We start from the raw sequence: 13,744 nt of genomic DNA, 5'->3' as shown, positions 1-13,744 counted from the left end.
CGAGCACACCATGCGAGTCATTGCCATCGACGATCACCCTCTCATCCTTGCCGGGATCGAGCAGCTCGTCAACGACCTGCCCGACACCCGGCTGGTGGGGCGTGCGTCGACCATTGCCGAACTTCGGGACCTGCTGGCCAGCACCCCGTGTGACGTCCTGATCGCCGACTACTCCCTGCCCCGGGAAGACTCCGCCGATGGCCTGTCGCTGCTGCGTCAGATCCAGCGGCAATATCCCGACCTGAAGATCATCGTGCTGACCATGCTGGACAATGCCGCCGTGATCCGCGTCATCATGAGCAGCGGCGTCGCGGCGCTGGTCAGCAAGCGCGACCCCTTGAACCATATTTCCATCGCGCTGCAAAGCCTGCGGGGCGGCCTGACCTACCGCTCGCCCACCATGCAATCGCTGCTGGATGAAAGCCGCCACGCCGTGGCGGGCGGCGCCCTCAGTGGACGCGAGCTGGAAGTGCTGCGCCTGTTCGCCGCCGGCATGTCCATGACCGAAGTCGCCAACAAGGTCAACCGCACGGTGCAGACCGCCAGCGCGCACAAGGTATCGGCCATGCGCAAACTGGGCGTCAAGAACGACTCCGAGCTGCATGCCGCCCTGCGCGACCTGCGGCTGCTCTGACGGGTTTTGCGCCCCGCAAAATTCAGAAAGTTCCAATACCCGAATTCTCTCTCATGGCGCAAGCTAGGCAAGCTTGCCCGGGCTCCCTTTCGTTCAACGACAGGCATGCGGCCTGGATGCTGGCATCCCCCCACCCGCAATCCTCTCGTCGTTCACCTCCATGCGACTACATTCGCAGCCCAGGGCTCGCCCCTGGCACTGGCTATTCTTCTATTTCCTGGTCACGCTGGCCTGTGAACTGACCGCGCACCTGATCTGGCTGCGGTCCTGCCGCCGCCTGGTGTGCTACCTGGGTATCTGCCCCTCGTCGGTCTGGCTGGTGCTGGCCATGACGGCCCTGGCGCTGCCGATTCCCTACTGGCACGTCCGTCATGGGCTGTTCAAGCGCACGCACGGCCGCGACCCCAACTCGGCCAGGCGCTTCGCGGCAATCTATTTCATCTGCGGCGTGACCGGCGTCCTGACCGCCACCCTGCTCTTCATGGTCACCCTGCCACGCTGGTAGCCCCTGGCGTGACGCAAACAAAAGGCCGCCACGAAGGCGGCCAATCAGTGGGGTTGCCCACCGCTCAGATCGTGACGTCCACGATACGGGTGTGGTTCATGCAATGCGCATGGATCTTGTACAGGAAGATGAAGTAGCCGATGCCCAGCGTCACGATCGAAATGATCGCCCAGATGACGATGTTGCCAATGATGCTGGCCAGATCGATGGTGCACTGCAGACGCCCCACCCGCTTGCCCTGGTCATCCACAACGGACGTGCGGCTGATGATGAAGCGCTGCATGTAATACGGAAAAACGAACAGGGCGAGGCCCAACGTCACCACGCTCAGCAAGATCCAGATGATGCCGTGGCCGATGATATCGCCCACCGTCAGATCCGACTTGAGGGAAAACTGCTTCATGGCTTGATGCCTATAGGTAGAGGGTTCAACAGCAAGAAAGGGCGCACCGACGGGCGGCGCCCACGTCTGCGGCGTCTTCCTTCGTCCAGGCAAGGGTCGGCCGCAGGATTCGCAGCTTAGGTGCCGTACCGGGTCGAGCCTATTGGAACTTTCTGAAAATGCAGAATGCCGGGTTCAAACCTGCTTACATCTATATCAGTGCGACGGTGCGCCCAGAGACGCGCCCCATCCTAGAATCGACTCACTCCCGCTTTTCTCCTCCAGGAGCCCACCATGAGCGCCCCCAGAACCAAACAATTCGTCACCGCAGCCCTCTGCTGTATGTTCCTGGCTGGCAACGTCCTGGCCGCCCCGCCGGAAGGAAAGGGCAAGCCGGACAATGCCGGACAGGGCCAGGGGAACAAGAACAACGGCAACGGCTCGGGCAAAGGCAACAATTCCAACAAGGGCAATGGCGGAAATGGCGGTTCCTCCAAAGGCGGCGGCAAGAATGCCAATGACGTCGACGTGACGCTTCGCCACGCCGGCATCACCCTCTCGACGGCCAGAAGCTACGCCAGTGAATATGGACTGTCCGGCTACAGTTCATTGCCGCCGGGAATTCGCAAGAACCTAGCGCGCGGCAAGCCCCTGCCCCCGGGAATCGCAAAAAAGATGATGCCTGGCCCGATGCTGGCGCGTCTGCCTGCCTATCCGGGCTACGAGTGGAGAGTCGCCGGTTCAGACCTGATACTGGTGGCCGTTGCCACGGCGATTGTCGCGGACGTGCTGTTTGACGTCTTCGATTGACGGGACAGGCGGCCCTTCGCCTTCTCGAACATCGTCGCGGCACGCGATCCCGGCTACAGCCGGGATCGCAGCCACAGCCATGCGGCCACTGCCATTGCGATCCAGATGACCACGACCAGCGTGGCGCCCAGACGACTGCTGGGCTTGGATCCCTTGACCCGCATCCATTCGTCCGCCTGTGCACGGCATTCGGCAAGCACTGGCGCAGGGAGCAACTTGATGGCCAACCCGATCAGAATGGGAAGCAACAGCACATCATCCAGGTAGCCGAGCACTGGAATGAAATCCGGGATCAGGTCTATCGGGCTGAGGGCATAGGCCACGACCAACAGCCCGAGGGCCTTGGCGTACCAGGGCGTTCGCGGGTTCTTCCCTGCGAACCAGAGCGTGACTGCGTCACGCTTGATGCGCGTTGCCCACCCCTTCAATCGACTGTTGATGCTCATCCGTGGCCATGCAGGTCGTCCGAGAGTGTTGATTGTAGGAGACACGAATCGACTCCCCGACATCTCGCCAGCGCGTCCCGGGCCAGTCATCGTGCGAAGCCCTATTCCGCATGGAGCCCGCCCTTTCGCCCTTCCTCAGTCGCGATGACGCTGAATTCGCCGGTGGATTCCAGGTAGGCACGCTTGACGCACGACAGGTGGTCGACCCCTTTCAAGCGCAATTGCTCCATGAGCTCGCCCCGAGTGATGTGCTCACGCCGCAAACCCGACACCATCAGTCGGCCGTCACGCACAAGGCATACGCGCTGCGGCTCAAGTACTTTTCGAAGCGCCGGCACGTGGTAGCTCAGACGGTCAAGCAGATAGCTCCAACCCACGATCGTCGTGACCACGATGATCCCGTCACCGAGGGAATACGAGTCGCCCGACATCGCGTTGCCCGCGGCATCGGCCACGAGCACCAGCACGAGCATGTCCGCCACGCCCAGCGAGCCCAGATCACGCCTACCCGACACGCGCAGCAGCGCATAAAGAACCCAATACATCGTGCTCCCCCGCACAAACATCTCAGCGAAGCCTGCCTGAAGCGCGAAAATCTCAGAAAGGTCGATCATGCGTTCTCTCCATCAATGTGGCGGGGCACGCCATTCATTGAAACAGGCCGCCCTGCGCGTCAATGCGTGTTCCGCACTGGCGGCCCGGATGGCGTTTCGACTTCCCGCCAATGAGAGGGGCTCTGCGAAGTTTCGTGCCAGCAGGCGGCGGTTGGCGCGACAGCATGCATTCCTGTTTCCAGAGCGGAAAGCACCGCCGACGGCATCAGCAAGTTTCATTCCGCCGCGGGTTCGACGCGTCCGAAGCGACGCCGAGGTGACAGATTCCGGTTCACCGTGGCGCGCCGCGTCCTGCAGCGCGGCAACCAAGCGACCAACGTCGGCAACACCGACTGCGTGGAAATACACTTTGACGGCGCGCTCGCTCATGTGCGAGCGGCCAAAAATCTCAGCGCAGCTGAGCAGCATGTAGACCGGCAGTTCACTCTGAAAAGGAAAGCCTTCCATGTTTGAGTTCCCTCTAAAAAAACGCTCGACCGAAGAGATTCAGACGGCGATCGCAAAGGCTTTGTCAGAGCTTTGCGGCGCGGAGCTTGAAGTCCGTATCCACGAAATGAACTTTGGAGATGGCGTTGCGTTTTCCACCACCACCAAGGTGTCGCTGACCATCGACAAGACGCGACCTAAAGACTCGGATCTGCCCTTCTAGGACCCGCGCGAGAGGGCTATGCATGGGAGGGCTCCTGTTGAGCGGCTGCCGGAGCCGCTTGGATGCGGTGCATTGATGTCACGCCGCCCTCGCCTCTTCGGCCAACTCGGGCCACACCTTCGCCCATTGCTTGCACAAGAGCCGCTTCGATATGCCGGAAGCCGTCTCAAGGGCGGCTGCATACTCCGCCGGAACATTTCCTGACCTCTCCCATTGCTGGACGGTCTGGTAGTTGTTCGCGCCGGTCTTCCTAGCCGTTGCCACCGGTCCGCCGGCGTTAGCGATGGCTTGAGCGATATGAGGGTTTTTGTCCATTCGCCCACTTTATACAAGAAAAACTAGCAATGCAAGAAATTCCTGCAATGACACAAGCGTTTCTTGTGGGTAATCTCGCGCGCATGCCGACGATCCACAAACGAATCAAAGACCTACGCGAGAAACTTGGGCTCTCCATGGAGCAGCTCGCCGAGCGCGTGCCCGTTTCTTGGCAGACGGTTCAGCAATGGGAGAACGGCAAGACTGCTCCCAAGCGCGCTAGGCTGGAAGCCGTCGCAAAAGCTCTGAACACGACTCCCGAGTATTTGGCCGTGGGCCCCGTCACGGATCCGGACACGGATGAGTTCGTTGCGGTGCGCCGCTTAGACGTGCGTCTGTCCGCCGGGCAAGGTGAGATCGTTTTGTCGGAGGATGAGAAGAGCCGTCTGTCGTTCCGGGCGGACTTTCTGCGTGCTGCCGGGGCTACGCCGGAGCAGACCGTCTCCGTGTCGGTCAAGGGCGCCAGCATGGAGCCGCTGATTCCTGACGGTGCCACGGTCCTTGTAAACCGTGCTGCGACCTCAATCGTCAATGGGAAGGTCTATGCCTTTCGCCAACACGATGAGGTTAAGGTCAAGCGTCTGCACAAAGGCAATGGTGGCTTCATAGCCAGGTCGGAGAACCTCGTGGGCAACCCCGATCTACACCTGGACTTCGAAGACCCTGAGATTGAGATCATTGGCAGGGTCTTCTGGGTAGGATTTAGGCTGTGATCCCCTTTTCCTGATCCGGCGCCACGCTGCGGGACGATGAGGTTGGGCAGTGGGTGCACTAATGAATTGCAAGTCTTAATTTTCGGCTGCATTGAGAATTGAAGCTTGAGGCATCATTGATCAGAGATTCGATCAAGGGCGGAGTTCTCGTGGACATTCTTCAGTAGCCGAAGTTTCGAGGAGTCAATAAGCCACCTCCGGGTGGCTTTTTTGTCGGACTTCAATTTGACGCCTCCTGTTTGCACGGCTTAACATGAACACACAAATGCATACAAATGACTGCCCTTCCCATCGCTGGCCGGGCAGCAAAGAGGAAGGCAGTTTTGCACGGACCCGACCTCGAAGAACTTCGACATCTGCGGCACATACAAGAGATACGTAACAAAATGCGCAAACTGGTACCCATTGCATCGATACTCCTCCTCACGCTACAAGGTTGCGCTTACACAGCCCGCGTCCCAAGTGCTAATGGCGCTGCGGAAGTCATGCCTACCCGCCGAATTGCAAGTCCCGCATACGTCCGCGTTGAGCCGGAACTCTCTGGGCTCTCGCGCAACGCTTCGTTGGGCCACCTGTGTGGCGCTCACACGTATAAAGTGGAGATGGGTCCCGCAGTCACTGAGTCCATCATGCAGACCCTGGAGGCCGCATTTACCAACGTCATCCGTGTTGATGCTCAGTCCGAAGCTAAGAGCGACGGGTACTTTCTCGACTTCTATCTTTCGGATTTTTCGCCGCGCCTTCGCTTCGATCCGGGCTTTTGGGTTATGAGTTCGGAGGCGAGCGCTGAGCTTTCAATCCGAGCGAAGGCATACGACGGCAAGGGCGATTTGGTTTTTCAGACAACCGCGCGCGGTGAAGCGCGGTCGGACAACTCCAGCGGAGGCTGCCCAGACGGCGACAAACGCCTAGTCGAAGCTGGAAGAAAAACCGTTCAACGCGCTATGGAAGACTTGGCACAAAAGCTAATCAATTCGCGGGCGCTCACAGACACCGCCGAAGTCGCGAAGAAATAACGCACACAGCGGCGCCCGCGGCTTACCGCCAAACGAAAGCCACCATAGGGTGGCTTTTTCATTCCAGCGGCCCCTTCCCTGCCAGCTGCAGCAACGCCTCAGCCGTCATTTGCTCCGACTCGGTGTGTTGGCACCACCGCTGGTAGATCGCCGCGACCACAGCCAGCATCGAGTACAGCTCGTCCTCGGTGAGCTTCGGGGCGATGCGCTCCAGGCCATCGGCATAGACAGCGAGCAATGACTCTCAGTCGCCTGGATCACCCTTCTTAGCGGTGATCATCAGCGCCAGCATCGTGGCTTTGTCCATAGCGCCTCCTAGAAAGCTACAGCGCACTCCCCTCGGCAGCCCGCTTCGAGCGGGCTTTCTTTCGTCCAAAGCCTTCCGTTACAACTTTGTTTACCAGTTTTTCTTGCATGCTAGTTTTTCTTGTTTCACATTACATCCATGCGCTGCAGACACGGCGCAGCAACAAACCCTCGGCCTCGTCTCCCAGCGGGAGGACGTTACCGCCACAAAGTCGGGTGGGCATGGGAAGCAGGACTAGCAGTACCGCTCTTTAACAACCGAGGCCGCCCGCCCCCCGAGAGGGAGGACGGGCGAAACAGGATCACCCAGGCATACAGCCTGGCCCCTGCGTGCTTAGGCTTCTACAGCCAGGCAACGCCCAGCCGGGCGTGGCGACGATAACCCCGGCTAACCCGCCCAGAAAGTCAGTTCAGCGAATACGCGGACAAGCGCCACAGATTCAGCATTATGTCGAGCGGCACATATCGCAAGCTATGATCATGGCGGCGGATCAACGCAAGTGAACGTGGATCCTAAATTCGAAATGCTGAGCAGGAAATTACCTGGGCTTTTCCGACCTGGTGCACGGCAAGAAAGCGCAGTCTTCGAGGAACGCATGTCTTTAGAACAGACGAAAGAACATCTGGCCCACTTGCTGACCGACCCAGATAACAGGGTAATCGCGCTAACTGGAAAGTGGGGTACCGGCAAAACACACTTGTGGCGCGAGGTAATGCTAGATTCGCCTGACGAGGCCGTAAAAGGTGCACTCTACGTTTCGCTCTTCGGCATCTCAAGCATTGACCAAGTCAAAAGGAAGCTAATCGAGGCCGTTGCTCCGTCTTCGACAGAGCACCCACAGCTTTGGGAATCTACGAAGCGCGCGGTGAGCTCTGGTCTAAAAGCGCTAGAGAGCTTTCACAAGGGATTTAGCGCTATCAACGAACTCGGCGTTTTGCTTATAGCCCCTACGTTACTCGGTGAAAAGGTGATCGTCATAGACGACATCGAACGTAAGCATGAAAAGCTCGGGACCGACGAAATCCTCGGATTTATCGATGAATACACACAGAGACACGAAACCCGCTTCATACTTATACTGAACAGCGATCAACTCGATACACGTAAGACGTGGGACACCCTGCGAGAGAAGGTCATCGATCAAGAGTTAAAGCTTTTGATCTCCCCCGACGAAGCATTCTCGATCGCATCCCAACTGACTCCTACGCCATACGCCGAGTCTATCCTAAACGCGATCGCCACATGCAAGCTCACGAATATTCGAATAATCCGAAAGATTATTTCCGCCACGAACCGCATATTGGCTAAACGTTCATTGACGGCGCCTTTGCAGCGCAGGACAGTACCCTCCATTGTTTTACTGGCAGCGATTCATTACAAAGGGATCGAAGACGGACCGGATTTCCACTTTGTCCTCAGCGTGGCCTCGGCAAAAAGGCACGACCCGAACAGTAAGAAGGAGCTAACGGAAGAAGAGAAATCCAGAGCAAGATGGCGCCTGCTAGTGCACAGCTTGGGCATTTACGGGTGCGACGAATTCGAAGAACTCGTTGTAGAGTTTCTCGAATCGGGGTTATTAGCTTCCGAAAAGCTACAACCTATCATCGACCGCTATATAGCCGAGCAAGAGGCCTTCGAAGCCCGAGACAGTGCGCACCAATTCCTGCGAAAAGCGTACTGGGACCATAGCTTAAGCGATCGGGAATTGCTCAACATGGCTTCAGGACTTCCGAGAATCGCTGGCCTTCTCGACCCCTACGTCTGTACAGAGATTCATCAGGTGCTGCAGGATATCCCTGGAGGCGCGAGCATTGGCCAATCAATCGTCGAGGAATGGGTAACTACATTCAGGGCAAAGGAACATGTAGATAGCGGGTTCGAAAGTCCTTTCGCGCGCCCTCTTCACCTACTTATCGCATCTGCGATGGAGGCTTCGCCTAGCGGAGTCGAGGCACGGACGACCCTCTTCGATGCCTGCATGTACGTTTTTGACAATGGCGGCTGGGGAGCCAGGCAGCAACTCGCATTAAGCACGGCAACTACGTCAGAATTTGAGTTAGAAATTCGCACCATGGATATCTCGCATCTTGAGCGTTTCATGCCACGCATGCTGGAAATGGTACTCAAACGGCAGACTTATGATCCTCATTTTGGCTCGGCCACTGAGCACTTTGTCGAAGCATGCAAGAGCATCATCCACGACCCAACCGCAGGGCGCTTAGCCCGCCTGATCCAACGGATATTTGAGGACGCCGGTCTCAACCTTGACATGCCACCAGCTGGATAGCCCCCACCGCCTTCCGACTGGCGTGGCATCACGTTCCGAACATATAGGCAAATCATTGCTGGCTTAGGTCAGGGCACCTAACGTTCTTGGCTTTGAAGTCACAGCCATTTTCTACAGCCCCGGCTCATGCCCCGCGTGCGGGGTATCGGCAGGCGCTGAAAGCGACCTTGAGGTTGGGTCAGTCGAGGACTTCGCCTAGTTTCGAGGCATGGCAGAGACTGCCCTAGCACTCGCCGGCTTTTCGGAAGCACTAGTTTTGACTGCCATTCAAGACTTACCGACCATCGCGACCAGCGATGCAAAGCTATCTGCAACGCGCTGGGTGCTCCCAACCGGATCTACGCCATCGAACGACACGACAGGAAACGGAGCAGACTCGCGAATGTCCAGCGCGAAAAGCTGGCTGCCACCATCGCCGCCGAAGACAAAAAACCCCGGATAGAGGTCTGCTGATATGGCCAGTTGCTCCGGGTCCGACGCCTGTTCTGCAGAGTCCACGCAAAGCCCGTGAAATGGCTGCGGAAGGCTACCCTCGCCGCCATTCGAATATCTCAAAAACTCGATGTAATCGTCCGGCAGCGGCACCCCCGCCGCCCGCTGGAGGGCAGAAATGGCCGCTTCGGAGGCCCCGCCGACCTTAAACCAAGCACTTTCCCTCAACGGAAACATAGTCACCCTTACCGGCGGTCCATCGTACAGCGCCGTCTATGCCAGAGGCGCCTGCGCCAGTATAGCGATGCCCGCATAGTCCCCCAACTACCCTACGGAGCCAAAAATGCTCGCCGCACTCATACGCTTCATCGAAGAACTGATCGACGTTGCCAACTTCGGCCGCGACGTTAGCAAGTAGCACCGCAAGCCATGCCCCGTAGATCGGGGCGGCTTCGGAGAGCGGGCCGGCGCCGCATCCTCACCAGCGCAACGCAATCCCGGCATAAACGCCGATTCAGCTAAAAAGCGGGTTTCGGCCAGCGCTGCGAGTCAGCGCTTACCGTAGCGCCGCCTTGCCCCAAGACTTGGCGAACACTGCGACCGAGCCATCCTTTGAGGCTTCTGCGTGAAGTGCGATAAATGAACGTCGAAACTCGTCGTCGCGAGCATCGCATATGAACGAGTTCTTCGTCCCGTCTTCCGGCAAGTAACTGCCTGAGTCTCCGCAATACACACCCGCCCATACCCAAAGCACATCCCGTGCCAAGCTGTATTGAGTTCGAACCGCAGGTCCTTTGCCCAAGAAGCGCTCGTTCTTGATTTCAACATCGCTTCCCAGTTTCAACTGGGCCAAAACCTGCAATGAATCGAGGTCTTTCTTGATGTTCGGCCTGCCCCGCGGGCCATACTTTAGTTCGACAACACCAATGATCGATCGAGAATTGCAGACAACAATGTCTGGCACCACGGTCTTCTTGCCGTTGACTCCATCGCCGGGAAGTTTGATCCGCGGCTGAACAAAGATCGTGCGGCTGTGTTCGCCGACCTTATCGCGCAGGTTCTGCCAAAAGAAGGCCTGTAGATCACCTTCTGTGTTGATTCGACGCTTGCTGTATCCAGCCTCGATAGTGGTCCTCCAAGCCTGGAACGCTGCCTCCTTAAGGACTCGTCTGTTTGTCATCTGCTCACGTCCTAAACAAGAAGAAAGCCGAACTTTACCCCAGACCGAACATTATTCTCCCCACTCTCAGCACAGGAGACACTGCATGCTCGCAGCACTCATACGCTTCATCGAAGAACTGATCGACGTTGCCAACTTCGGGCGCGACGTCAGCAAGTAGAACCGAAAGCCATGCCCCGCACGCCGGGGCGGCTTCGGAGAGCGGGCCGGCGCCGCTTCGTCACCGGCGCAAAAAGTGACTTTCATCCTGGAAGTGAACTGATCGGGCCTTCCGACCTGCTCTCCGAAGCCTCACCACCGCGCATCCGCGCAAATCCCCATGACCTTGACTGAAACCCTCGCCTGGGGCCTGGGCCTGCTCGCCTTCGCGCGGCTGGTGCTGGCGCCCCTCGGCGACCACTTCACACGCCGCCATGCCGCGGCCGATCCCTGGAGCGCCACCAAATGAACACCGTCAGCGCAAGCGCGCCCCCAACGCGCATCCGCCCCTTGCGCATCATCGCCAAGGCAGCCCGCAAGCTGGGCGACATGATTGCACCGCGCAGCCACGCAGGCACCGGCAACTGGGGCAAGGACTCCGACATCCCCTGGCAGGCATGGCCGCTGGGAACCGTATTCGCCGCCTTCTTCATTTGGGGCTGGGATGTCCTGAACTGGCTGCTGCATCTGGTCTTGTAAGACGCAACGGTCCGTGTCTGCCCCGGCGAAATATCACACTTATCCGGGCCGCGGGATGAGTGCAGAAGGAATCATGCTTTCAGCTTGACGCACACGCCATTCAGCGGCGAACTCGGGAAGCTTGTTTGCATCTTTCTCCGCTCTTACGCAACGTCCATACAAGATGTCGAGAGTCGTAGCATCAAGAGCGACGATCTTGCCGTAATAGAACTCCCCATCGCGCAAAGTGCGGCTCACAGCACGCTGGAGGTCTAGCAACGGCGTCACCGTTCCTTGAGGCAACGGACGGACCATCAGTCCTCGTAACGCGTATTGGGCATCCTGTAATCGGCCCGTTGCCAGGTTGAACTTTCCTGCGCCCAGGACTTCTGCGTAGTTCTGAAATTCGATAAGCGCCTCCAAGCTGTCTACTGCGACCGCGCGAAGCACTTCTAACTGTTCACGCCGCTCCTGTTCAGCGACCCGGGCCGCCCGCGCTTCATCCTCTAGCCGCCGTTCGTGCTCTCGGCGGAACTGTAATTCCCCCGCCCGGTACGCCCACCAAATGGCGCCTATGGACCCAAGAGCCTGCACCCAAGCGGCCCAATCGGCCAGTTGGGCTTTGTTGAGTGCCAGAACAGCAATCACCACGACGCAGCCAATTAGCAGTACCGCCGTCCCACAGGACAGCTGAGCCTCTTTTTCCATCCTGTTGCCCTTATACGGATTGTCGTAGCGGCATCGTATCCCACCCCCTACCGGAGTGTCAGCCATGACCGAATCCACGGCCCCTGTGTCGTTCCGCCAAAAGATCCTGTCCAAAGAAATCAAGCGCGCCCACGCAATGCAGGTGCGCTATGAAGACATCTACGTCGAACCCGACTTCAACCTGCGCACCCCGCTCGAACTGCTGGAAGGTGAAGAACTCGACAACGCGCTGGCCGACGACCAGGCGCTGTTTGAACACATCATGGCCGGCGGCAAACTCCCGCCGCTTGAAGTTCGACCGCGGGCCGAGGCTGGCGTCTGGCTTGTTGACGGCCACCGCCGGCACGAACAAATCGGGCGCGCCATCGCCGCCGGGGCGCCGCTCCAGGATGAGGATGGAATCGTCTGGGTCGATGCGGTCGCCTTCGTGGGCAACGATGCCGACCGAACCGCCCGCATCATCAGCAGCGCCAAGGGCCGGCACCTTCGCCCACTGGAAGTCGCTTTCGGTTACGCCAAGCTGGAGAGCTTCAGGTGGGACAACGACCGCATCGCCCGCCTCGACAACGTGTCGCCGCAGTGGGTCGCCAAGATGCTCTCTCTGGCCCATGCCAACAGCGACGTACACGCCCTGGTGCGATCCGGTGCCGCCAAGGCGTCCACGGCTATCGACGCAATCACAAAGCACGGCGAAAACGCTGGCCCCTTCCTGCTGGGCCAGCTGGACAAAGCCAGGGCAGCCGGCAAGTCCAAGGTGACGCCCAGCACCATCCACGGCCGCGCCCTGCCCCGCAAAGTCGTCTCCCCGCTCATCAGCGGCGTGGACGCCTTCATCCAACGTCTGGACGCCAACCAGCGCGCAACCCTCCTCGATATCAAGGAAGGCCGCGTTGCAGACGAAACCATCACCATCCCCGCCGCCGCCCTGGTCGATCTGTTCCAGGCACACAGCGCCGTCGAAGCCATCCGGACCAAGCAAGCCGAGAAGCAACGCCGCGCCGCCGAGGCCGCAGCAGCTGCCGGCCAGGCCTCGATACCCGAAGAGGAAATCGCCCAATGAACACAGCCGCCCCCAAGACCAGCCCTGACGCCGCACTCGGGAACCTCCTCGGCGCCGCCCTGAACGTGCCCGCCCCTCTCATCCAGGCCGCCCCCGTGGAACGCGACAGCGACGGCTATTGGACCCATCCGGCGCACCCTGACTTCGAAGAAGGCCAGGACGCCGAGGCCGCCGTGTGGTTCAAAGCCCAACAGCTGGAATACCAAATCGTCTATCTGGAAAGCGAAGCCGAAGACCACCCCGCCTGCATCAAATACTGGGGCGATGATCCGGACTCGAACATCAGCGCCTGGGAACCGCCCCGCCCCGAAGGCGAAGGCTGGTTTGTCCTGTCCATCCATGACACCGAAGATTGGGGACCGGTATGCGTCTGGGTCCGCCCTGCTGCCCTACCGGGCAAAGGAGAGCAGCCATGCAAAATTGGCTAATCGGTGCTCACCGTTTTGGGAGTGCCTGGGCTGCCAACTGCCCGAGGGTTACCGCGGCGCTCCAGGCCTGATACTGAGTGGGGTAGGCCCCTGGGGCGCGAGTCATAGGGACGATGATTTTTCCTTGTGATTCCCCCGCCCCGCCTGAATAAATCTGGTACCAACCGTTGAAAAGCTCGGCGCCGTCTTCGAGGCCTACGTCAACTATTACTTGATACCCATTCTCGTACCAATTGCCACTGGGTATCCGAACCTCCCATTTATTGGGAGTCTCCCCGGCATCCCCATGCCGGCTGACCCAAGCATCGCACCGTTCGCAGCGGTACGTCTTACTAGACTCAGTCATATTGCCGGGAACCCCAAATCCCATGGCCGACATGAAACGCAAATCTTCATGAGCTGGAACGTCAGAAGACTGCCCGTCCAAGGATTTGCAATTATCACAAACGTTCATGTTTCTCCCTGCGATGAGATCGGCAAGCGATCGTACCTCACCTCGCCAGGCGGGTCTGCAACCACCCAGAACCACACCGCCCCCTCCCAGTAAAACAGCGCACGAGCAAAGGGAGGGAACTCGCTATATCGCATCGACCTGAATGAT

The 13,744-nt window shown here is 58.9% G+C and carries 19 protein-coding genes; 11 read left to right on the top strand and 8 right to left on the bottom strand.

Annotated features, from left to right (window positions below; all coding sequences use genetic code 11):
- Nucleotides 1-10: 10 nt before the first annotated feature.
- On the top strand, nucleotides 11-634 hold the full coding sequence (locus AC6LJ2_RS01485; protein ID WP_263912276.1) for a response regulator: 624 nt from the start codon (nucleotides 11-13) through the stop codon (nucleotides 632-634).
- 160 nt (nucleotides 635-794) lie between these two features.
- Complete coding sequence (locus AC6LJ2_RS01480) at nucleotides 795-1,139, top strand: hypothetical protein (protein WP_263912278.1); 345 nt, start codon at nucleotides 795-797, stop codon at nucleotides 1,137-1,139.
- Between the two features lie 64 nt (nucleotides 1,140-1,203).
- Here AC6LJ2_RS01480 and AC6LJ2_RS01475 read toward each other — a convergent pair whose 3' ends face one another.
- A complete protein-coding gene (locus AC6LJ2_RS01475) occupies nucleotides 1,204-1,542 on the bottom strand; it encodes a DUF6693 family protein (protein WP_263912279.1) in 339 nt (112 codons plus the stop codon).
- Nucleotides 1,543-1,815: 273 nt separating this feature from the next.
- Here AC6LJ2_RS01475 and AC6LJ2_RS01470 point away from each other — a divergent pair, with 273 nt between their 5' ends.
- Nucleotides 1,816-2,331, top strand: coding sequence for an anti-virulence regulator CigR family protein (locus AC6LJ2_RS01470; protein ID WP_498150589.1), 516 nt, complete (start codon nucleotides 1,816-1,818; stop codon nucleotides 2,329-2,331).
- 53 nt (nucleotides 2,332-2,384) lie between these two features.
- Here the strand turns inward: AC6LJ2_RS01470 and AC6LJ2_RS01465 are convergent, their stop codons facing one another.
- The 3 genes from AC6LJ2_RS01465 to AC6LJ2_RS01455 form a co-directional block, all read right to left on the bottom strand.
- On the bottom strand, nucleotides 2,385-2,777 hold the full coding sequence (locus AC6LJ2_RS01465) for a YkvA family protein (protein ID WP_263912283.1): 393 nt from the start codon (nucleotides 2,775-2,777) through the stop codon (nucleotides 2,385-2,387).
- 101 nt (nucleotides 2,778-2,878) lie between these two features.
- The gene (locus AC6LJ2_RS01460; protein WP_263912284.1) at nucleotides 2,879-3,391 is read right to left on the bottom strand and encodes a DUF421 domain-containing protein; all 513 of its coding nucleotides are present in this window, start codon (nucleotides 3,389-3,391) and stop codon (nucleotides 2,879-2,881) included.
- Nucleotides 3,392-3,403: 12 nt separating this feature from the next.
- Nucleotides 3,404-3,838, bottom strand: coding sequence for a hypothetical protein (locus AC6LJ2_RS01455; RefSeq protein WP_498150588.1), 435 nt, complete (start codon nucleotides 3,836-3,838; stop codon nucleotides 3,404-3,406).
- Between AC6LJ2_RS01455 and AC6LJ2_RS01450 the strand changes: the two genes are divergently transcribed.
- From AC6LJ2_RS01450 to AC6LJ2_RS01440, 3 genes are all read left to right on the top strand, one after another.
- A complete protein-coding gene (locus AC6LJ2_RS01450; protein ID WP_498150587.1) occupies nucleotides 3,837-4,040 on the top strand; it encodes a hypothetical protein in 204 nt (67 codons plus the stop codon). The genes AC6LJ2_RS01455 and AC6LJ2_RS01450 overlap by 2 nt on opposite strands.
- Nucleotides 4,041-4,384: 344 nt before the next feature.
- A complete protein-coding gene (locus AC6LJ2_RS01445; RefSeq protein WP_498150586.1) occupies nucleotides 4,385-5,068 on the top strand; it encodes an XRE family transcriptional regulator in 684 nt (227 codons plus the stop codon).
- Between the two features lie 629 nt (nucleotides 5,069-5,697).
- On the top strand, nucleotides 5,698-6,084 hold the full coding sequence (locus AC6LJ2_RS01440) for a hypothetical protein (RefSeq protein WP_498150585.1): 387 nt from the start codon (nucleotides 5,698-5,700) through the stop codon (nucleotides 6,082-6,084).
- Between the two features lie 58 nt (nucleotides 6,085-6,142).
- On the opposite strand, the gene AC6LJ2_RS01435 is transcribed toward AC6LJ2_RS01440, so the two are convergent.
- Nucleotides 6,143-6,322: a hypothetical protein gene (locus AC6LJ2_RS01435; RefSeq protein ID WP_498150584.1), complete on the bottom strand. Its 180-nt coding sequence runs from the start codon at nucleotides 6,320-6,322 to the stop codon at nucleotides 6,143-6,145.
- A 568-nt stretch (nucleotides 6,323-6,890) separates the two neighbouring features.
- Here AC6LJ2_RS01435 and AC6LJ2_RS01430 point away from each other — a divergent pair.
- Nucleotides 6,891-8,678 carry a P-loop NTPase fold protein gene (locus tag AC6LJ2_RS01430; protein WP_498150583.1) on the top strand — a complete coding sequence of 596 codons (1,788 nt, stop codon included), beginning with the start codon at nucleotides 6,891-6,893 and terminating at the stop codon, nucleotides 8,676-8,678.
- A gap of 267 nt (nucleotides 8,679-8,945) precedes the next feature.
- Here the strand turns inward: AC6LJ2_RS01430 and AC6LJ2_RS01425 are convergent, their stop codons facing one another.
- On the bottom strand, nucleotides 8,946-9,347 hold the full coding sequence (locus AC6LJ2_RS01425) for an SMI1/KNR4 family protein (RefSeq protein WP_498150582.1): 402 nt from the start codon (nucleotides 9,345-9,347) through the stop codon (nucleotides 8,946-8,948).
- A gap of 319 nt (nucleotides 9,348-9,666) precedes the next feature.
- Nucleotides 9,667-10,290 carry a hypothetical protein gene (locus tag AC6LJ2_RS01420; protein WP_498150581.1) on the bottom strand — a complete coding sequence of 208 codons (624 nt, stop codon included), beginning with the start codon at nucleotides 10,288-10,290 and terminating at the stop codon, nucleotides 9,667-9,669.
- A gap of 319 nt (nucleotides 10,291-10,609) precedes the next feature.
- Here AC6LJ2_RS01420 and AC6LJ2_RS01415 point away from each other — a divergent pair, with 319 nt between their 5' ends.
- Together AC6LJ2_RS01415 and AC6LJ2_RS01410 are read left to right on the top strand one after the other, a co-directional pair.
- Nucleotides 10,610-10,738 (top strand): hypothetical protein, encoded by a 129-nt coding sequence (locus tag AC6LJ2_RS01415; protein ID WP_498150580.1) that lies wholly within the window; start codon nucleotides 10,610-10,612, stop codon nucleotides 10,736-10,738.
- A complete protein-coding gene (locus AC6LJ2_RS01410) occupies nucleotides 10,735-10,968 on the top strand; it encodes a hypothetical protein (RefSeq protein ID WP_498150579.1) in 234 nt (77 codons plus the stop codon). The genes AC6LJ2_RS01415 and AC6LJ2_RS01410 overlap by 4 nt, the downstream gene beginning before the upstream one ends.
- Before the next feature lie 39 nt (nucleotides 10,969-11,007).
- On the opposite strand, the gene AC6LJ2_RS01405 is transcribed toward AC6LJ2_RS01410, so the two are convergent.
- Entirely contained in the window at nucleotides 11,008-11,721 is a 714-nt protein-coding gene (locus AC6LJ2_RS01405) for a hypothetical protein (RefSeq protein WP_498150578.1), read from the bottom strand.
- On the opposite strand from AC6LJ2_RS01405, the gene AC6LJ2_RS01400 reads away from it, so the two are divergent.
- Entirely contained in the window at nucleotides 11,720-12,715 is a 996-nt protein-coding gene (locus AC6LJ2_RS01400; protein WP_498150577.1) for a hypothetical protein, read from the top strand. The genes AC6LJ2_RS01405 and AC6LJ2_RS01400 overlap by 2 nt on opposite strands.
- The gene (locus tag AC6LJ2_RS01395) at nucleotides 12,712-13,143 is read left to right on the top strand and encodes a hypothetical protein (RefSeq protein ID WP_498150576.1); all 432 of its coding nucleotides are present in this window, start codon (nucleotides 12,712-12,714) and stop codon (nucleotides 13,141-13,143) included. Before AC6LJ2_RS01400 ends, AC6LJ2_RS01395 begins: the two co-directional genes overlap by 4 nt.
- Nucleotides 13,144-13,744: the final 601 nt, after the last annotated feature.

It is taken from the genome of Achromobacter sp. 1014246743 (assembly GCF_059760725.1).
This window is presented reverse-complemented; position numbering and strand designations above follow the sequence as displayed.